Annotated in this window: 13 protein-coding genes, 1 tRNA gene and 1 pseudogene; 10 read left to right on the top strand and 5 right to left on the bottom strand. The window is 69.9% G+C overall.

Translation table 11 applies throughout. The features are described from left to right. Positions 1 to 207: 207 nt before the first annotated feature. Entirely contained in the window at positions 208 to 1209 is a 1002-nt protein-coding gene (locus EDF46_RS10230; protein ID WP_123506180.1) for a phosphotransferase, read from the bottom strand. A 138-nt stretch (positions 1210 to 1347) separates the two neighbouring features. Between EDF46_RS10230 and nudC the strand changes: the two genes are divergently transcribed. Further along, positions 1348 to 2316 (top strand): NAD(+) diphosphatase, encoded by a 969-nt coding sequence (gene nudC, locus EDF46_RS10225; RefSeq protein WP_123506179.1) that lies wholly within the window; start codon positions 1348 to 1350, stop codon positions 2314 to 2316. 1 nt (position 2317) lies between these two features. After that, positions 2318 to 4030: an ATP-dependent helicase gene (locus tag EDF46_RS10220; protein ID WP_123506178.1), complete on the top strand. Its 1713-nt coding sequence runs from the start codon at positions 2318 to 2320 to the stop codon at positions 4028 to 4030. On the opposite strand, the pseudogene EDF46_RS18725 reads toward EDF46_RS10220, so the two are convergent. Together EDF46_RS18725 and EDF46_RS10210 are read right to left on the bottom strand one after the other, a co-directional pair. Next, a pseudogene (locus tag EDF46_RS18725) lies at positions 3987 to 4775 on the bottom strand (hypothetical protein); the annotation flags it as partial. The gene EDF46_RS10220 and the pseudogene EDF46_RS18725 sit on opposite strands and share 44 nt — an antisense overlap. Before the next feature lie 70 nt (positions 4776 to 4845). Then, entirely contained in the window at positions 4846 to 6210 is a 1365-nt protein-coding gene (locus EDF46_RS10210) for a zinc-dependent metalloprotease (RefSeq protein WP_123506176.1), read from the bottom strand. A 151-nt stretch (positions 6211 to 6361) separates the two neighbouring features. Here EDF46_RS10210 and EDF46_RS10205 point away from each other — a divergent pair, with 151 nt between their 5' ends. The 3 genes from EDF46_RS10205 to EDF46_RS10195 all read left to right on the top strand — a co-directional run bounded on the left by EDF46_RS10205 (position 6362) and on the right by EDF46_RS10195 (position 10718). Continuing rightward, positions 6362 to 7486: a PDZ domain-containing protein gene (locus EDF46_RS10205; RefSeq protein WP_123506175.1), complete on the top strand. Its 1125-nt coding sequence runs from the start codon at positions 6362 to 6364 to the stop codon at positions 7484 to 7486. Positions 7487 to 7595: 109 nt separating this feature from the next. Further along, entirely contained in the window at positions 7596 to 10595 is a 3000-nt protein-coding gene (locus EDF46_RS10200; protein ID WP_233579985.1) for a UPF0182 family protein, read from the top strand. A gap of 49 nt (positions 10596 to 10644) precedes the next feature. Then, positions 10645 to 10718: transfer RNA gene (locus EDF46_RS10195), tRNA-Met, on the top strand. 93 nt (positions 10719 to 10811) lie between these two features. Here the strand turns inward: EDF46_RS10195 and EDF46_RS10190 are convergent. Together EDF46_RS10190 and fdhA are read right to left on the bottom strand one after the other, a co-directional pair. Then, positions 10812 to 11777: a family 43 glycosylhydrolase gene (locus EDF46_RS10190; RefSeq protein ID WP_123506526.1), complete on the bottom strand. Its 966-nt coding sequence runs from the start codon at positions 11775 to 11777 to the stop codon at positions 10812 to 10814. A gap of 111 nt (positions 11778 to 11888) precedes the next feature. Beyond that, positions 11889 to 13112 (bottom strand): formaldehyde dehydrogenase, glutathione-independent, encoded by a 1224-nt coding sequence (fdhA, locus tag EDF46_RS10185; protein WP_123506174.1) that lies wholly within the window; start codon positions 13110 to 13112, stop codon positions 11889 to 11891. Between the two features lie 143 nt (positions 13113 to 13255). Here fdhA and EDF46_RS10180 point away from each other — a divergent pair, with 143 nt between their 5' ends. The 5 genes from EDF46_RS10180 to EDF46_RS10165 are packed head-to-tail and all read left to right on the top strand — an operon-like array spanning position 13256 to position 18516. Next, on the top strand, positions 13256 to 13879 hold the full coding sequence (locus EDF46_RS10180) for a molybdenum cofactor guanylyltransferase (RefSeq protein WP_158614212.1): 624 nt from the start codon (positions 13256 to 13258) through the stop codon (positions 13877 to 13879). A 9-nt stretch (positions 13880 to 13888) separates the two neighbouring features. Further along, positions 13889 to 14146: a DUF6457 domain-containing protein gene (locus EDF46_RS18720; RefSeq protein WP_158614211.1), complete on the top strand. Its 258-nt coding sequence runs from the start codon at positions 13889 to 13891 to the stop codon at positions 14144 to 14146. Further along, entirely contained in the window at positions 14143 to 15312 is a 1170-nt protein-coding gene (locus tag EDF46_RS10175) for a molybdopterin molybdotransferase MoeA (RefSeq protein WP_158614210.1), read from the top strand. The genes EDF46_RS18720 and EDF46_RS10175 overlap by 4 nt, the downstream gene beginning before the upstream one ends. 43 nt (positions 15313 to 15355) lie before the next feature. Then, positions 15356 to 16225 carry a formate dehydrogenase accessory sulfurtransferase FdhD gene (gene fdhD, locus EDF46_RS10170; RefSeq protein ID WP_123506171.1) on the top strand — a complete coding sequence of 290 codons (870 nt, stop codon included), beginning with the start codon at positions 15356 to 15358 and terminating at the stop codon, positions 16223 to 16225. Beyond that, positions 16222 to 18516: an FdhF/YdeP family oxidoreductase gene (locus tag EDF46_RS10165; protein WP_123506170.1), complete on the top strand. Its 2295-nt coding sequence runs from the start codon at positions 16222 to 16224 to the stop codon at positions 18514 to 18516. The genes fdhD and EDF46_RS10165 overlap by 4 nt, the downstream gene beginning before the upstream one ends. Positions 18517 to 18539 lie beyond the last annotated feature (23 nt).

The raw sequence follows: 18539 nt of genomic DNA, 5'->3' as shown, positions 1-18539 counted from the left end.
TCGGTTCAGTCCCGCCGATCTGCGCGGGCGACCCGCCGAATCGGCAGGATCCCGCCGAACCTTCTGCGGGGTTGTGCCGATTCGGCGGGCGTGGCGGCGGCGGGCTCCGCGACGGCGGGTACGGCGACGGCGGGTTCCGCGACGGCGGCGGGGCCGGCGACGGCGGGCCGGCCGCCGGCAGCGGCGAACGGCGGCGACGCCGACCCGCTACGGCCGGTGGCGCTCCGTCGCCGCGAGCAGGTCAGCCACCCCGTCGACGTCGAGCGCCTCGGTGGTGCCGACGACGAGCGGGCGCTCCTCGTCGTGCTGGACCGCGTCGACCAGGCGCGACATCATCTCGACGGCGTCGTCGACGACGTCGGCGTTCTTCGTGTGCGTCCCGTGGAGCAGCCACTTCGCGAGGTCGAGCTCGTGGTAGAGCGTCGCGCGGTTGCGGAGCTGCCGCTCGCTGGTGCCGCGGGCTGCGGCGTAGGCGTCGAAGACGGCGTCCACGGCGTCGGTCGTCGGGGCGCCGAGCACCCAGGCGAGGTCCTTGGCAGGGTCGGCGATCTGGAGTTCCTGCCAGCCGAGGATCCCGGTGATGCGGTCGCCCGACACGAGCACCGACGACGACTCGAGCGACCCGTTGATGACGGTGGGCTGGAACTGCCACAGCTGGGAGTCCTGGATCGCCGTCTCCCAGCGCTCGAGGAGAGCGGCCGGGAGCAGGCCCGTGGAGGCGGCGCGGTCGACGACGCTGGCCGACGACCGCATCGCCTCGAACGGCGTGTGGCTGGTGAGTCCGGCGTCGGTGACGAAGCTCGTGGGCAGCGAGTGGATCGCCGCGACTGCACCGCCGACGGCGGACGGCAGACCCGATCCGACGACGACGTCGGAGACCGACAGGGGCGAGCCGTCGACGAAGTCGTAGAGGATCGCTCGGGTCTGAGCGACCGGCGCCTGGCCCCGGTACGCCGGCACCTGGAACGACAGGCGACCGCGGACGCCCGGGCTGAGAGCTCGGAGGGCGACGAGGTCGGCCGACTGGACCGCCTCGGCACGCTGGGTGCGCGGAACGCGGATGATCCACTGCTCTCCGGCGCCGCCGGCGAGGCGCGCGGAGTCGAAGTCGCCCGCGCCGACCGAGCCGTGCGGCCCCGTCGATCGGACGTCGAGGTCGGCGACGGCTGCGGTCGCCAACGCGGCTAGAGTGAGGTGGGATCTGGCCATGCCGCAAGGGTAGGTCGGAGGACGCGATCTCCGGGCCTCCGCCACGCACGATCATCAAACAAGCACAGCCTGAAACACGCACAGCCTCAAACAAGCACAGCTCGCGAATACAGCGAATCCCAGACGATTGGTGGTCGGATGCCTGCACGCCCCACGGTTCCGCAACGTGACTCCGGCTCCCAGGCGTCGTTCTCGGCGAAGCTCCCGCTCTCTCGGCACCAGATCGACCGTGACTACCTCGCGCGCGACGACGAGGAGCTCTTCGCCCGCCTGCTCGGCGACTCGGCGACGCGAGTGCTCCCGGTGTGGAAGGGACGAGCGCTGTTCCGCGGCGACGACGCCCTGGCCCTCCTGGCGCCGGCCGACGTTCCTGCGACCGCGCACTTCATCTACCTGGGGCTGTCGACGGCTGACGATGCACCGGAACCCGTGGGCACGCCGATTCTCGCCGCGATCCTCACCGACGAGCAGGCCGAGGCGGTGGCATCGGCCGACGAGTGGGGCAACCTGCGCATGTTCGCGACCGAGCTGAGCGACCGCGACGCCGGGCTCGCCACCGAGGCCATCGCGATCGCCAACTGGCACGCCTCGCACCGCTTCTCGCCGCGCACCGGGCGCCCGCTCGTCTCGACCAAGGGCGGGTGGGTGCTCGTCGACGCCGACGACGGCCACGAGATCTTCCCGCGCACCGACCCGGCGATCATCGTCGGCGTGACCGACGCCGACGACCGCCTGCTGCTCGGGTCGAACGCGATGTGGGAGAAGAACCGCTACTCGCTCCTCGCCGGGTTCGTCGAGCCCGGGGAGTCTCTCGAGCAGGCCGTCGAGCGCGAGATCTTCGAGGAGTCGGGCGTGCGCGTCCACGACGCCGTCTACCTCGGGTCGCAGCCGTGGCCGTTCCCGGCGTCGCTGATGCTGGGCTTCCGCGCCACCGTCGACGCGGCGAACCCCGGCAGCCTCGAGCCCGACGGCGCCGAGATCGTCGACCTGCGCTGGTTCACCCGCGACGAGCTGATCGCCGCCGGTGACGAGGTGATCCTGCCCGGCCGGTCGTCGATCGCCCGCGCGATCATCGAAGACTGGTACGGCTCCGAGATCGCCGACTGACGTGGAGGCCGCCGATCTCATCGCCGGCCTCGACGAGCAGCAGCGCCGCGCCGCCGAGACGCTCCTCGGGCCGGTCTGCATCCTCGCGGGCGCCGGCACCGGCAAGACGCGGGCCATCACGCACAGGATCGCCTACGGGGTCGCGACCGGCGTCTACGCGCCGAACCGCGTCATGGCGCTCACGTTCACCAAGCGGGCGGCGGGGGAGCTCCGCAGCCGTCTCCGCGCGCTCGGCGCCGGGGGCGTGAGCACCCGCACGTTCCACTCGGCCGCGCTGTCGCAGCTCGCCTACTTCTGGCCCGACACGATGGGCGGCACCATGCCGCGGCTCGTCGACGGCAAGGCCAAGCTCATCGCCCACGCCGCCGAGACGCTGCGCCTGCGCCTCGACACGGCGACCCTCCGCGACCTGGCGGCCGAGATCGAGTGGCGCAAGGTCTCGCGCCTCACCTACGAGGAGTACGAGGCGGCCCTGCCGACGCGCAGCCTGCCCCAGAACGTGTCGGTCGACCAGGCGGTGGCGGTGCACAAGGCCTACGAAGACCTGAAGGACAGCCGACGCCAGCTCGACTTCGAAGACGTCCTCCTCGCGACCGCCGGCATGCTCGAGCTCGAACCTCGGGTGGCGCAGCAGGTGCGCGAGCAGTACCGCTTCTTCGTCGTCGACGAGTACCAGGACGTCTCGCCGCTCCAGCACGACCTCCTCGACCTGTGGCTCGGCGATCGCAACGACCTCTGCGTCGTCGGCGACGCCAGCCAGACCATCTACTCGTTCGCCGGCGCCTCGGCCGACTACCTCCTCGGGTTCGGCTCGCGTCATCCCAACGCCGACGTGCTCCGCCTCGAGCAGAACTACCGCTCGGCCCGGCCCATCGTCGAGACCGCCAACCAGCTGATGCGGGGGAGGCCCGGTGCGCTGCACCTGCACCCCGTCGACACCGAGCCGGGGCCGGCGCCGCGAGTCACCGATCACGTCACCGACTCGGCCGAGGCACGGTTCGTCGCCGAGAGCATCGCGGCCGAGATCCGCGCCGGTGCCGCTCCCGAGAGCATCGCCGTGCTGTTCCGCGTCAACGTGCAGGCACCCGCTCTCGAGCGCGCCCTCGACGACCTGGGCGTCACCACCCGCCTCCACGGCAGCGCCCGCTTCTTCGACCTCGCCGAGGTCAAGCAGGCGATGATGATGCTGAAGGGCGCGGCGATCAGCATCGTCGACGAGCCGCTGTTCAAGACGGTCAGCGACGTGCTTCGCTCGCTGGGCTGGCTGCAGCAGGCTCCCGAGCAGCGCGGTGCCGTGCGCGACCGGTGGGAGTCGCTCAACGCCCTCATGGGCCTCGCCGAGGCCGCCGGCCCGCAGACCACCCTCCGCCAGTTCGTCGACGAGCTCTTCGCCCGCCAGGCCAGCCAGCACGAGCCGACGATGGCGGCGGTCACGCTCGCGACCCTGCACTCGGCCAAGGGGCTCGAGTGGGAGAGCGTCTACATCGTCGGCCTCACCGAGGGGCTGCTGCCGATCAGCTACGCCCAGACGTTCGAGGCGGTCGACGAGGAGCGACGCCTCCTGTACGTCGGGGTCACGCGAGCGCGCCGGCGGCTGAGCCTGTCGTGGGCGCGGCAGGGGCAGAGCCGAGCGACGATGGAGCGCCGGCCGAGTCGTTTTCTGGAAGAGCTGCGCATCCGCACGCCGGATGGGGTCGGCTCGTCGATCGCGTGACACGGCCCGTGTCGAGCTCGACCATCTCGAGATCGGCGCGATCCACCTCGGGCGGCCCGTCGCCATCGCCCACCTCGGCGAGAACGCGCCGCGCGATCTTCGACGAGAGCTCCCTCCGCAGCACTGGCCCCGGCGCGGTGCCGCGTCGACCCCAGAGCTGAGCGGCGATCACGCCCCACCGGTCGTCCACCTCGGCGCGGAAGAGGTCGAGGCAGTGGGCGCAGGCCGTCTCGCCCGGCACGACGACCGGGCCGACGCGGCACAGGGAGTCGCCGACCACGACCTGCAGGTGCGGGATATCGCGCCGCAGCCAGGCCCCCGAGACCACGGGGTCGTGCACGTGGTCGCCGATGGCGATTCCGAGCGCAGGAACGGGCCACCCCTCACCGAGGTCACCCGACCGGCGACGTACCTCCAGGCCGCACTCGCCCAGCACTTCCGCGACATCGTCCGCCACGTCGCCTGCGCCGGCGAGCTCGACGATTGGCGCCGGCACCGCGCGCGTCGTGACCAGCGCGGGCGCCAGCTGCTCGAGCAGCTCGATGACCTCGCGTTCCAGGCAGCCGATCTGCTGGGCCAGAACGGCGGTGCCGGCTCGCCCGTGGCCGGACGCGATCGCGGCGACGATCCGCTCGTCGCGCGCGGTCAGGTCGGCGACGACCACGCGGGGGCGGTCGACGCCGATCTGCAGGGTCTGCGGGTCGCGCCAGACGAGGGGGAGGCGGGGGTCGAAGCGGATGTCCATCCGAGAATGGTGGCCCGGATCCTGCCCGCGCCGCTCCGTCTGTCCACAGGCCCCGCGGCGTGCGCTTGGGCTACGCCTTGGGCTCCTCGGCCGATCCGTCGTCGCCTTCGCGCGGTCGGTCGTCGCTGACGTCGTTGAGGAGGTCCTCGATGGCGCGGTCGACGTCGTCGAGTGCCGGCTCCGTCGAGGTCAGGCGAGCGATCAGACCGGTCGGCGAGTCGATGTCGTCGCTCGTCGGCACGATGTCGGGGTGCGCCCAGAGGGCATCCCGCGCCTCGCCGCCGACGGCGTCGGACACGGCCTGCCACATGGCGGCCGCCTCGCGCAGGCGTCGCGGCCGCAGCTCGAGGCCGACGAGCGTGGCGAACGCCGACTCGGCGGGGCCGCCGGCCGCGCGCCGGCGGCGGACCATCTCGGCGATGGCGTCGGACTTCGGCAGTCGCTCGGTCGCCTTGGCCGTGACGACGTCGACCCACCCCTCGATGAGAGCGAGGGTCGTCTCGAGGCGCGCGAGGGCAGCCATCTGCTCGTCGGTCTTCGGCGGGATCAGCGCCCCGGAGGCCATAGCCTCGCGCAGCTCCTCGGGGTTCGAGGGATCGAAGTCGGCGGCCAGCTCTTCGAGTCGGCTGGTGTCGATCGAGATGCCCTGGGCGAACTCGCGGATCGACGAGATGAGGTGCAGGCGCAGCCACCGGGCGTGGCGGAAGAGCCGAGCGTGGGCGAGCTCGCGCACTGCCAGGTAGAGCTGCACCTGGTCGGAGGGCACGTCGAGGCCCTCGCCGAAGGCGAGGACGTTCTGGGGCAGGAGCGCGGCCTGCTGGTCGTCGAGGAGGGGGATGCCGACGTCGCCGCCCGAGACCACCTCGGTCGACAGCTGCCCGACGACCTGGCCGAGCTGCATGGCGAACAGGGCGCCGCCCACGTTCCGCATGACCTGGCTGGCGCCGGTCAGCATCTCGCGCATCTCTTCGGGCGCCTGGTCGCGGAGGACGGTCGTCAGGGAGTCGGCGATCGAGTCGGCCACCGGCTCGGAGAGCTGGCTCCACACGGGCATGGTCGCCGCGGCCCACTCGGCGCGCGTCATGAGTCGGGGGGCCACGGTGAGCTCGGCCACGTAGGCGACCTCGTCGAGCCAGAGGGCCGCGACGTGGAAGGCCTGCTCGAGTGCCGAGGTGGTGCCGGGCGCGGTGGCCACGGCGGACTGCGAGCCGATGCCCGAGGCCTGCTCGGTCGCGAGCGACCAGTCGATGCCGTCGCCCGACCGGCTCACCGCGGCCTGGAGCTGGCTCATCAGCCGGGCCATGAACGCCGGGTCGTTGGGCAGGCCCGCCGCCCCGACCAGCTTGGCGGGGTCGATCTCGGAATCGCCGGACAGGAACTGCCGCAGCATGTCGCGGAACTCGTCGTCCGGCCCCGGCTGCGCATCTTCAGACATGCCAACTACGCTAGCCTCTGGCCACTCGATGAGCCTGGGATTCCACCGCTTCTCGGGGCCCGAGACTGCGCCCACGGCGAACACGCCGGAGCCTCCCGAGGCGGGCCACAGCTCGTCTCGAACCCGTGTGTCCTGAAAGGCAGCATCCGACTTGGCTCGTTTCACCGCCCCCGCCTCCGCTCCCAGCGCCCCGCGGCGTCGTCGGGGAGTCCTGGGGCCGGCGCTTCTGGGCGGCGCCGTCGTGCTCGCGGTCGTGCTGTCCGTCCTGCCCGCGCCCTACCTGATCGAGCAGCCGGGCCCGGTCTTCAACACCCTCGGCACCAACGAGTTCGACGGCAAGCAGACTCCGCTGATCTCGGTGAGCGGCCACCCGACCTACCCCACCGGCGGCACCCTCGACCTCCTGACGGTGAGCGTCGTCGGCAACCAGACGCAGCGCCCCAACTGGGCTGAGATCGTCGGCGCCTGGTTCGACCCCAGCAAGGCCGTCATCCCGGTCGAGGCGATCTACCCGACGGGAGTCTCGAACACGCAGGTCGACCAGCAGAACACCATCGACATGGAGCAGAGCCAGAAGTCGGCCGTCACGGCCGCCCTCGCCCACGAGGGCTACGACGTCGGCACCTCCATCTCGGTCAGCACCGTCTCGAAGGGCAGCCCCGCACACGGCGTCCTGAAGAAAGGCGACGTGATCCGCTCGATCAACGGCGTCGACCTGACCGAGAACTGCGACGTCGACAGCCTCCGTGCGCTCGTCGCGAAGAACAAGGGCGCGAAGGCGACGATCACCTACACGACCGGCGGCTCGACCGACCCCGGCCCGGTCAAGACCGTGACGATCGCGCCCGAAGAGGTGCAGGGCAGCTACCTGCTCGGCATCGGCGCCACCGTCGCCTACACCTTCCCCTTCTCCGTGACCCTCAAGCTCGCCGACGTGGGCGGCCCCAGCGCCGGCCAGATGTTCGCCCTCGGCGTCATCGACAAGGTCACCCCCGGCGAGCTCAACGGCGGCAAGAAGGTCGCAGGAACGGGCACGATCACCGCCAGCGGCACCATCGGGGCGATCGGCGGCATCCGCCAGAAGATGTACGGCGCCCGAGACGCCGGCGCCACCGTCTTCCTCGCTCCCGAGAGCAACTGCAACGAGGTGACCGGCCACATCCCGTCGGGTCTGTCGGTCTACGCCGTCAAGACGCTCGACGACTCGGTGACCGTGCTCGAGACGGTCGCCTCGAAGGGCGACACGTCGAAGCTGCCGACCTGCCCCGCGTCCTGACACACGGCTCGTCCAGAGGTCGTCCACAGGCTGACGTACGCCCGGACTGACATGGAGGTTGGGCACATAGGATGACAGCTCATCCTCTCCACCAGCCAGGAGCACCCTCTTGACTTCCTCTGCATCAGCCCCGTCGGGGCCTGCGCGTTCATCGTCGACGCGACCCGGGCGCCGCTCGCCCCGGGTCCCCGTCCTCGTCACCATCGCGATCCTCGCGGCGTTGGTGATCCTCTTCTTCATCTTCTCGGGGCTGGCCACCGACTACCTGTGGTACCAGCAGCTCGGCTACACGCGCGTCATCATGACCCAGTGGATCACCGGCGTCTCGCTGTTCTTCATCGGCTTCCTGGGCATGGCCGTCCCGGTCTACGTGAGCATCGACATCGCGTTCCGCTTCCGCCCTGTCTACGCGAAGCTGAACTCGCAGCTCGACCGCTACCAGCAGGTCATCGAGCCCCTCCGCCGCACGGTCATGCTCGGCATCCCGATCATCCTCGGCCTCTTCGGCGGCATCGCCGCCTCCAGTCACTGGTCGATGATCCTGCAGTGGATCAACCGCACGCCGTTCGGCAAGGTCGACCCGCAGTTCCACCTCGACATCGGCTTCTACGTCTTCTCGCTGCCCTTCTACCAGGGCATCGTCGGCTTCGCCTCGGCCGTCGTGCTGCTCTCGGCGATCGCCGCGCTCGCGACGAGCTACCTCTACGGCGCGCTGCGCTTCTCGGGTCGCGAGGTCCGCATCTCGAAGGTGGCGCGCATCCAGATCGCCGTCACGGCCGGTCTGTACCTGGCCCTCCAGGCCGTCAGCCTCTGGCTCGACCAGTACGCGACGCTGACCGACGGCTCCAACAAGCGCTTCGTCGGCGCCACCTACACCGACGTGTTCGCCGGCATCCCGGGCAAGCAGATCCTGGCCTACGCCGCCGCCGTCGTCGCGATCCTCTTCATCGTCACCGCGGTCATCGGCCGCTGGCGCCTGCCCGTCATCGGCACCGCGCTGCTGATCATCATCAGCCTCATCATCGGCGCGATCTACCCGTGGATCGTCCAGCGCTTCACCGTCGACCCCTCGGCCAAGACGGTCGAGTCGTCGTACATCCAGCGGAACATCAACGCGACGAGAGACGCGTACGGGGTCTCGGACGTGAAGGAGGAGACCTACCAGGCGAAGTCCGACGCCACCGAGGGGGCTCTGGCGAGCGACGCCGTCACCACGGAGAACATCCGGATCATCGACCCGTCCCTCGTCACCGAGACGTTCGCCCAGCTCCAGCAGCTGCGCCAGTACTATTCGTTCCCCGACGACCTCGACGTCGACCGCTACACGATCGACGGCAAGGTGCAAGACACCGTCATCGGAGTCCGCGAGCTGAACACGCAGGGCCTGGGCTCGGCGAACAACGCCTACAACTCGACCTTCGTCTACACCCACGGCTACGGAGTCGTCGCGGCCTACGGCAACGAGCGCGCCTCGGACGGCACGCCCGTGTTCCTCGAGTCCGACATCCCGGTGAAGGGCAAGCTCGGAGACGCCTCCGACTACGAGCCCCGCATCTACTTCGGCGAGCAGAACCCGGCGTACTCGATCGTCGGCGGCAACTCCAAGAAGCAGATCGAGCTCGACTACCCCTCGGGTACGTCCGACGACACCGGCAACCCGACGACGAACTACACCGGCGACGGCGGTCCGAAGCTCGACAGCATCTTCAAGCGCCTCATCTACGCGATCAAGTTCCAGTCGGAGCAGGTCGTGCTGTCGAACGCGGTCAACAACGACTCGCAGATCCTCTACGACCGCGACCCCAAGACGCGCGTGCAGAAGGTCGCCCCGTACCTCACTCTCGACAGCGACCCGTATCCTGCGGTCGTCAACGGGCACGTGGTCTGGATCGTCGACGGCTACACGACGTCGAACGACTACCCGTACTCCGACCAGCAGAGCCTGACGAACACGGTCGAGGGCACGACGACCGCGCAGAGCGCGTTCGCGTCCGATCAGATCAACTACATCCGCAACTCGGTGAAGGCGACCGTCGACGCGTACTCGGGCAAGGTGACCCTCTACGCATGGGACAAGACCGATCCCATCCTGAAGACGTGGGAGAAGGTCTTCCCGACCACGGTCAAGCCCATGGCCGACATGAGCGGCACGCTGCTCAGCCACGTCCGGTACCCCGAAGACCTCTTCAAGATGCAGCGCTCGATCCTCGCCACGTACCACGTGACCGACGCCGGGTCGTTCTTCTCGGGCGACGACGCGTGGGCTATCCCCAGCGACGCGTCCGACTCGACGAGCACCGCCTCGGCCGAGCAGCAGCCGTACTACCTCACGATGAAGCTGCCCGATCAAGACGCCGCGTTCCAGCTGTACACGACGTATATCCCGCAGCAGTCCTCCGAGGCGAACGCGCGGAACGTCTTGACGGGCTATCTCGCGGCCAACTCCGATGCCGGCAACACCAAGGGCAGCGTCTCGAGCGACTACGGAAAGCTCACGCTCCTGACCCTGCCGAAGGACGACAACGTCGCAGGCCCCAACCAGGTGCAGGCGAGCTTCAACTCCGACACCGACGTGGCGAACGCGCTCGCGCTCCTGCGCCAGGGCGACACGTCGGTCAAGAAGGGCAACCTGCTCACACTCCCGGTCGGAGGCGGGCTGCTCTACGTGCAGCCGGTGTACGTCCAGTCGAACTCGAGCGGGTCGTACCCGATCCTGCAGAAGGTCCTGGTCTCGTTCGGTGGTCAGATCGAGTTCGAGGACACCCTGCAGGAGGCGCTCGACAAGCTGTTCGGCGGCAATGCCGGTGCGTCGGCCGGTGACAGCGGCGTGCCGTCGGCTGGCGACGGCACGGGCACAGAGACGGGGAGCGGCTCGGGCACCGGCTCGAACACCGGCTCTGGCACGGGCTCAGGCTCCGGTTCGGGTTCTGGCACCGGGTCCGGTTCTGGCGGCACGTCCAGCGCGGCCCTCAAGGCGGCCCTGGCGGACGCGCAGACGGCTCTCGACGACCGTGCTGCGGCCTACAAGGCCAACGACCTGGTGGCCGCCGCCGAGGCCGACAAGGCGCTTCAGACAGCCATCGAGGCCGCAGTGAAGGCGTCGCAGTAGGCCTCGATTAGACCGAATCCAATCCGCGTGATAGAGTCATTTCTTGTGCCGCGGGGTGGAGCAGTTCGGTAGCTCGCTGGGCTCATAACCCAGAGGTCGTAGGTTCAAATCCTGCCCCCGCAACAAGAGAAAGGCCCCCTGATCAGGTGATACCTGATCAGGGGGCCTTTCGTCTTTCCCCGCCGCCGCGCTCATCCGGAGCGCGGAGCGCGGTGGTCAGACGATGTCGACGGTCGGGTCGGGGCCGTCGAACTCGAGTCGCGTGGTGGCCAGATACCAGGTGCGTCCGTCGTCGGGATTGCCTTGGAACGTGAGGTACTCCTGGCCGTCGTGGTCGCGAAGGTACCCGGGGTGGCCTGACTCCGAGCTGTTCCACTCGCCGTCTCGGCCGGCGGGGATGAGCGGTTCGTCAGAACCGCGGGTCCACGTGCGGCCGTCGGGGCTCGTCGCCCAGCCGATCTGCTGGGGCCGGTTGTTGTAGGCGCCGGCGTAGAACATCGTGAAGGTCGTGCCGTCCCACCGGAGGGCGGGCGCCTCGATGCACTCCTGCTCCCAGGGCAGCTCGGGGGCGAGAGCGGGCCCGTCGACGGACAGCTGCTCCCAGTCCTCCGGCCCGTATGCGCTGCCGAGCGGTGCTCTCGCGGTTCCGACCATCTGGATTCGCATCTCGGGATCCCGAGTGACCCAGGCCATCAGGAGGTGGTCGCCGGCTACTACCAGGTCGGCGTCGATGGCGCGCCCGCAGGTCCAAGCGCCCGTGGGGGAGAACACGGGGTTCTGCGGGTTCGCGGTGAAGACGGTTCCGTCGTCGCTCGCGGCATGGCAGATCGCGTCGTCTCGGCCGTTTCCGTAGGTCTGGAAGAACAGGTGGACCCTGCCGTCGATGACGACCGCTCCGGGGGCCGCAGCACCGGTGGCGTCGTAGTCGCCGAACGCGGGCAGGACGGCGATCGTGTTCCAGGCCACGAGGTCGTCGCTCTCAGCCACGGCCACCGACCATCCCTCAGCGCGGTCGTCGTCCTGCGACGGCAGCGAGAAGTACATCAGGTAGCGGCCCTGGAAGCGGACGACCGACGGGTCCTTGGCGTAGGGGCGTCCTCGTCGTGAGCTGTCGCCCCAGGGAGCCCCCAAGATCCGAACGGATCCAGCCCGGTTGAAAGTCGCCTCGTCGTCGATGTGCATGCCTTCCAGCATGCGCCGGCCCCCCGCAGAAAGGCCCTCTCAACACGAGTCGTCTCGGTGAGGGGGCCCTTCTCGTTCTCGCGGGGTCGACGCCGCGCCCCGTCTCAGGACTCAGGCGGCCTTGCCGTCCAGGTACCCGTTGGGGTTGAGCACGTACTTCGTCGCGGCTCCCGCGTCGAACTCCTTGTAGCCGCGGGGGGCGTCCTCGAGGGTGATCGCCGTGGCGTTCACGTTCTTGGCGATGTGGACGCGATCGTGCAGGATCGCGTTCATCAGTCCGCGGTTGTACTTCATGACGGGGCACTGGCCGGTCGTGAACGAGAGCGACTTCGCCCACCCCGTGCCGAGTGACAGCGAGAGGGAGCCCTTCTTTGCCGCCTCGTCGGACGCACCCGGGTCGCCGGTCACGTACAGCCCGGGAATGCCCATCGCACCGCCGGCGGCCGTGATGTCCATGAGCGAGTTCAGGACGGTCGCCGGCGCCTCCTTGGCGTCGTGTCCATGCCCCTTCGCCTCGAACCCGACCGCGTCGACCGCGCAGTCGACCTCGGGTACCCCGAGGATCTGCTCGATCTGCTCGGCCGGGCCGCCCTGGCTCAGGTCGACCGTCTCGCAGCCGAAGCTCCTGGCCTGGGCGAGCCTGCCCTCGTTCATGTCGCCGACGATGACGGCTGCGGCGCCCAGGAGCAGCGCGCTGGTCGCCGCGGCCAGGCCGACCGGACCGGCGCCGGCGACGTAGACGGTGGAGCCCACGCCGACACCCGCGGTGACAGCGCCGTGGAACCCGGTCGGGAAGATGTCGGACAGCATCGTGAGGTCCATGATCTTCTCGAGCGCCTGGTCCTTGTCGGGGAACTTCAGCAGGTTCCAGTCGGCGTACGGCACGAGCACGTACTCGGCCTGCCCGCCGACCCACCCGCCCATGTCGACGTAGCCGTAGGCGCTGCCGGGTCTGTCCGGGTTGACGTTCAGGCAGATGCCGGTCTTCCGCTCGATGCAGTTCTTGCAGCGCCCGCACGAGATGTTGAACGGCACCGAGACGAGGTCGCCGACCTTGATGAACTCGACTCCCGGCCCGACCTCGACCACTTCGCCGGTGATCTCGTGCCCGAGCACGAGGTTCGCAGGTGCTGTGGTGCGACCTCGGACCATGTGCTGGTCCGAGCCGCAGATGTTCGTGGCGACCGTGCGCAGAATGGCGCCGTGCGGCACCTTGCGGCCCACGTTGGCCGGGTTCACCCCCGGGCCGTCCTTGAGCTCGAACTCGGGGTAGTCGGTGTCGATGACCTCGACCTCGCCCGGGCCCTTGTAGGCGACTGCTCTGTTTCCTGACATGAATCCTCCTTGATCCATCGGCCTCTGACGGCCGTCGCGCTGATGCTACGTCCGCTGCCGACATGTTCGCCGGTTTCCTCCCAGGTCCGCTGGCAGACGGATGGAGCCAGACAGCGAGCCTGCAGGCGAGCAGGATGGGTCACATGCCACTCGCGTTCGACGCCGTCCTCCTCGCCGGAGGCCGGGCGTCCCGCGTCGGCGGTCTCGACAAGACGGCATTCACGACCGGCGGGTCGACTCTGCTCGATCTGGCGGTCGAGGCGGCGGGTGCTGCGGCGGCTCGAGTCGTCGTGGGGTTGCGCGACGGCCGCGAGACGCCGGCCGGTTCGGTGGCGACCCGGGAGCACCCGCCGTGGTCGGGCCCGGTCGCCGCCGTCGCCGCGGGTCTCGCGGCGGTGCCCGAGGCGGCGTCGGAGTTCGTCCTCGTGCTGGCGTGCGACCTGCCCCGCGCGCCGGAGGCGGTACGGGTGCTCCTGGACGGCGCGTCTGCGGGATCCGACGGCGGGATGGCCGACGGCTGGATCGCCGTCGACGACGATGTCCGCCGTCAGCCCCTCCTCGCCCTCTACCGCCGGGCTGCGCTCGACGACCGCCTCGCCGCTCTCTCCAGCTCCGTCGGCCTCGCGAACCTCTCCCTTCGTCGCATGCTCGATGGCGTCGAACTGATCGACGTCGCGGTGCCGACCGAATTGTGCGCCGACGTCGACACGGTCGACGATGCCCGGCGATGGGGTGTCGTGGGCGCGCCCGAGTCGACGGCTGGTTAGGTGGAGGCCATGACCGAGACACCTGCCGAGCTCGAGGCGTGGGCGAAGACGCTCACCGAGGCTCTTCCTCTGCCGCCCGGCTTCGCCGCCGACATCCCCGCCGTGCTCGACCTGGCCCGGGATGCAGCGCACGGCGTCGCGCGCCCGGCCGCACCTCTGACGACATTCCTCGTCGGTCTCGCAGCCGGTCTGGACGGCGGCTCACCGGAGGCCCTCGACCGCGCGTTCGCGACCGCGCGGCGCCTGGCCACGGCCGACCCGGAGTGACGCTGGCGGGCGGTACGTGGAGCGAGGTTCGCTGCGCGGCCTTCGATGCAGGATCAGCCCTCCGGGCCACCGCCGAGACGGTTCCCCTGACCTCCGCGGCCTTCCGCACCCTCGCCGCCCCTCTGCGCTCGCCCGGGCTCGTGCCGGGCTTCGATGCCGCCGCCATGGACGGCTGGGCCGTCTCGGCTGCCGGGCCCTGGATTTTCGGCGAGCCGATCGTCGCCGGACCCGTGATCGACTCCCGACCGCTGGCGCCCGGCGTCGCTCGCCCCATCACGACAGGAGCAGCCGTTCCCCTCGGCGCGGAACGCGTCCTGCGTTCGGAGTCCGGACGGATAGCCGACGGCCGTCTGGTCGACGACGGCCCTCCCGCGGCTCCGCGCCACATCCGCGTCGCGGGCGAGGAGACCACGCCCGGCGATCTGCTGTTCGAGGCGGGTGTCGTCCTCACGCCTCCGCGCGTCGCGGTCGCCGCCGTCTGCGGGCTCGACACCGTGACCGTCGCGACCCCGCCTCGGGTGGGCATCGCGGTGCTCGGCGACGAGATCGTGTCCGAGGGCGTGCCTGCACCCGGTACCGTCCGGGACGTCTTCACCGTGCAGCTGCCCGATGTCCTGCGCCGTCTCGGCGCCGTTGCGGACTCGGCCGTCCGGGTCGCCGACGACCTCGATGCCACCGTCGCGGCTCTCGACCGCCCCGATCTCGCACTCGTCATCACGACCGGGGGCACGGCGCACAGCAGCACCGATCATGTCCGAGCGGCCCTCGCACGCCTCGGCGCCGAGCTCGTCGTCGACCGCGTCGCCATGCGCCCCGGCCAGCCGACGATGATCGCGCGCCGAGGCTCGACCCTGCACCTCTGCCTCCCCGGCAACCCGATGGCGGCCATGGTCGCCCTCGTCGTCGTCGGCGTACCGCTGATCGACGGCCTGCTCGGCCGTACGGTGGCCGTGCCGAGCACAGTGGACCTCGCCGCCGACGTCAGCCACCCGCGAGGGGGAGTGCTCGTGCAGGCCTACCGGCAGACGCTCGCAGGTGCGCTTCCGCAGCTCCGCCAGTCGTCGGCGATGCTCCGGGGGCTGGCCGACGCCGACGGGATCCTCCTGGTCCCCGAAGGCGGGGCCCGCGCGGGTGATTCCGTGCCCTCACTGGATCTTCCCTGGTGAGCCGTCTTCCCAGACCGTGCCCCGGAGGGGTAGACCATGAGTCATGGGACGCATCACCGCACGCAAGCACGTGACACGCCTGACCGTCGGCGGCGAGAGGCGTTCGACGACGGACACTCTCGCGGTCGAGGAGCCACTCGAGATCCGCGTCGGCGGGCAGTCGCTGGCCATCACCATGCGGACGCCCGGCCACGACTTCGACCTGGCTGCGGGTTTCCTGGTCTCGGAAGGCGTCATCTCGCGCGGAGACGAGTTCTCGGCGGCCCGCTACTGCGCCGGCGCGACCGACGAGGGCCTGAACACGTACAACGTGCTCGACGTGGCTCTGGCACCGGGCGTTCCCGCCCCGGATCCCTCTCTCGAACGGGCCTTCTACACCACCAGCTCCTGCGGGCTGTGCGGCAAGGCGTCGATAGACGCGGTGCGGACGAAGTCGCAGCACGGCGTGCTGCACGACCCGCTCGTGGTCGACCCTGAACTGCTCGCCACGTTCCCGGACCTCCTCCGGGCCGGTCAGGACGTGTTCGAGAAGACCGGAGGCCTGCATGCGGCAGCGCTCTTCGACGGGCGGACCGGACGCCTGCTGGTTCTCCGCGAGGACGTCGGCCGGCACAACGCTGTCGACAAGGTGGTCGGCTGGGCCGTCAAGGAGAACCTGCTGCCGCTGACCGGCATGGTGCTCATGGTGTCGGGACGAGCCTCGTTCGAGCTGACGCAGAAGGCGTCGATGGCGGGCATCCCGATGATGGCGGCTGTGTCCGCACCCTCGTCACTGGCCGTCGATCTGGCTACCGAGCTCGGCGTGACCATCGTCGGGTTCCTGCGCGGTGCGAGCATGGTCGTCTACTCCCGCCCCGATCGACTCGCCGCCACGGCGACTGCGGCAACCCGACCGATGGAGAGCATCGCATGACCGAGAAGCCTCCCGTCCACGACGTCAGCGACGACCACCTCGAAGTCGGGGAGCCTCGCGAGTGGGCCGCCGGAGTGCCGGGGGTGCTCCACTCGATGGAGCCGGCGATCAAGCAGCTCGGCCTCGCCCGCACCGTGAAGCTGATGACGTCCTTGAACCAGAAAGACGGCTTCGACTGCATGAGCTGCGCCTGGCCCGATCCTGCGCATCGCAAGGTGGCGGAATTCTGCGAGAACGGGGCCAAGGCGGTCACCTGGGAGGCGACGCCCGTCCTCGTGCCTTCGTCTTTCTGGGCTGAGCACTCCATCGACGACCTGCTCGACAAGTCGGAGTACTGGCTCGGGATGCAGGGACGCCTGTCGAAGCCGGTCTACAAGCCGGCCGACAGCGAGCACTACGAGGAGGTCAGCTGGGAGCGCGCCTTCGAGGTCATCGGCGAGAAGCTCAACTCGCTGGCGAGCCCGGATGACGCTTCGTTCTACACCTCCGGTCGCACCTCGAACGAGGCCGCCTTCGCGTACCAGCTCTTCGTCCGCGCCTTCGGCACGAACAACCTCCCCGACTGCTCGAACATGTGCCACGAGTCGACGGGCACGGCGATGAGCGAGGTCGTCGGCATCGGCAAGTCGACCATCGCCTACGACGACTTCGAGAAGGCCGACCTCATCATCGTGATGGGCCAGAACCCGGGAACGAACCACCCGCGGATGCTCACCGCGCTCGAGGACGCCAAGCGGAACGGCGCGAAGATCGTCGCGGTGAACCCGCTCCCCGAGGCAGGTCTCCGCCGCTACAAGAACCCGCAGCGAGTGGCCGGCGTCCTGGGCCGCGGCACGGAGATGGCCGACCAGTTCGTTCAGATCCGGCTCGGAGGCGACATGGCCCTCCTGCAGGCCGTGTCCAAGCGCGTGCTCGCCGCCGAGGCGGCAGCGCCCGGGACCGTGCTCGACCACGACTTCATCGACGAGTACTGCGGAGGATTCGATGCGTTCGCGGAGCACATCGCCGCGGTGGACGACGACGAGGTGCTTCTCGCCACCGGCCTCTCGCTTGCGGAGATCGACGAGCTCGCCGACCGCTACATCCACTCGGAGCGCGTGATCATCACCTGGGCGATGGGCATCACCCAGCACCGGAAGGCCGTCGACACGATCAAGGAGATCCTGAACCTCCTGCTGCTCCGGGGCAACATCGGCAGGCCGGGCGCCGGCGCGTCGCCGATCCGCGGGCACAGCAACGTGCAGGGAGATCGCACGATGGGCATCTGGGAGCAGATGTCGGACACCTTCCTCGACGCCCTCCGCGACGAGTTCCACTTCGAGCCCCCGCGCAAGCACGGCGTCGACGCGCTCGACGGGATCAAGGCGATGCGCGACGGCGACATCAAGTTCTGGATGGGCCTCGGCGGAAACCTCGTCGCGGCCATCTCCGACACGCAGCTGGCCGAGAAGGCCATGCGGGGCACCGAGATGACCGTCCAGGTGTCGACGAAGCTGAACCGCTCGCACGCCGTCGTCGGTGCGGAGGCGCTCATCCTGCCCACCATGGGACGAACGGAGATCGACATCCAGAAGGCGGGCCCGCAGTTCGTGTCCGTGGAGGACACCGTCTGCTCCGTGCACGGCAGCCACGGCCAGGTGCCTCCGGTCGCGGCCGACCTGCTCTCCGAGGTCGCCATCGTCGCCCGCCTCGCGCGGGCCACGCTCGCGGACCGCGTGCCGGTCGACTGGCAGTCGTTCGAAGACGACTACGACGTGATCCGCGACCACATCAGCCGAGTCGTGCCCGGCTTCGAGCGGTACAGCGAGCGTGTCCGCAGCCGTGATGGCTTCGTACTGCCGAACGGCCCGCGCGACTCCCGCACGTTCACGACCGCGAGCGGCAGGGCAGAGATCACGGTCAACCACCTCGAGCACGTCGAGCGGCCCGAGGGGCGGCTGCTGCTCCAGACCCTGCGGTCGCACGACCAGTACAACACGACCATCTACAGCCTCAACGACCGCTATCGCGGCATCAAGAAGGGCCGCGAGGTCGTGTTCGTCAACCCCGCCGACCTCGCCGACCTCGGCCTCGTCGACGGACAGCGCGTCGACGTCATCACCGACTGGCCCGACGACGTCGAGCGGGCTCTCCGCGGCTACCGGGCGGTCGCCTACCCGACCGCCCGCGGGTGCGCGGCCGCCTACTTCCCCGAGGCGAACGTGCTCGTGCCTCTCGACAGCGCCGCTCTCGGCAGCAACACCCCCGTGTCGAAAGCCGTGCTGGTCAGCGTCGTGGCGTCCTCTGACTAGACGGGCTCCGGCAGGGCCGGCCC

Source organism: Frondihabitans sp. PhB188, from assembly GCF_003752365.1.
Lineage (GTDB): Bacteria > Actinomycetota > Actinomycetes > Actinomycetales > Microbacteriaceae > Frondihabitans.
The sequence above is the reverse complement of the archived record's forward strand: the minus strand, read 5'-3'. Positions and strand labels throughout refer to the sequence as shown.

What these genes read in the sequence shown, in the direction of transcription:
- EDF46_RS10230 (WP_123506180.1), bottom strand. Translation starts at nt 1,209, where the DNA reads ATGGCCAGATCCCACCTCACTCTAGCCGCGTTGGCGACCGCAGCCGTC.
- nudC (WP_123506179.1), top strand. Translation starts at nt 1,348, where the DNA reads ATGCCTGCACGCCCCACGGTTCCGCAACGTGACTCCGGCTCCCAGGCG.
- EDF46_RS10210 (WP_123506176.1), bottom strand. Translation starts at nt 6,210, where the DNA reads ATGTCTGAAGATGCGCAGCCGGGGCCGGACGACGAGTTCCGCGACATG.
- EDF46_RS10190 (WP_123506526.1), bottom strand. Translation starts at nt 11,777, where the DNA reads ATGCACATCGACGACGAGGCGACTTTCAACCGGGCTGGATCCGTTCGG.
- fdhA (WP_123506174.1), bottom strand. Translation starts at nt 13,112, where the DNA reads ATGTCAGGAAACAGAGCAGTCGCCTACAAGGGCCCGGGCGAGGTCGAG.
- EDF46_RS10180 (WP_158614212.1), top strand. Translation starts at nt 13,256, where the DNA reads ATGCCACTCGCGTTCGACGCCGTCCTCCTCGCCGGAGGCCGGGCGTCC.
- EDF46_RS18720 (WP_158614211.1), top strand. Translation starts at nt 13,889, where the DNA reads ATGACCGAGACACCTGCCGAGCTCGAGGCGTGGGCGAAGACGCTCACC.
- fdhD (WP_123506171.1), top strand. Translation starts at nt 15,356, where the DNA reads ATGGGACGCATCACCGCACGCAAGCACGTGACACGCCTGACCGTCGGC.
- EDF46_RS10165 (WP_123506170.1), top strand. Translation starts at nt 16,222, where the DNA reads ATGACCGAGAAGCCTCCCGTCCACGACGTCAGCGACGACCACCTCGAA.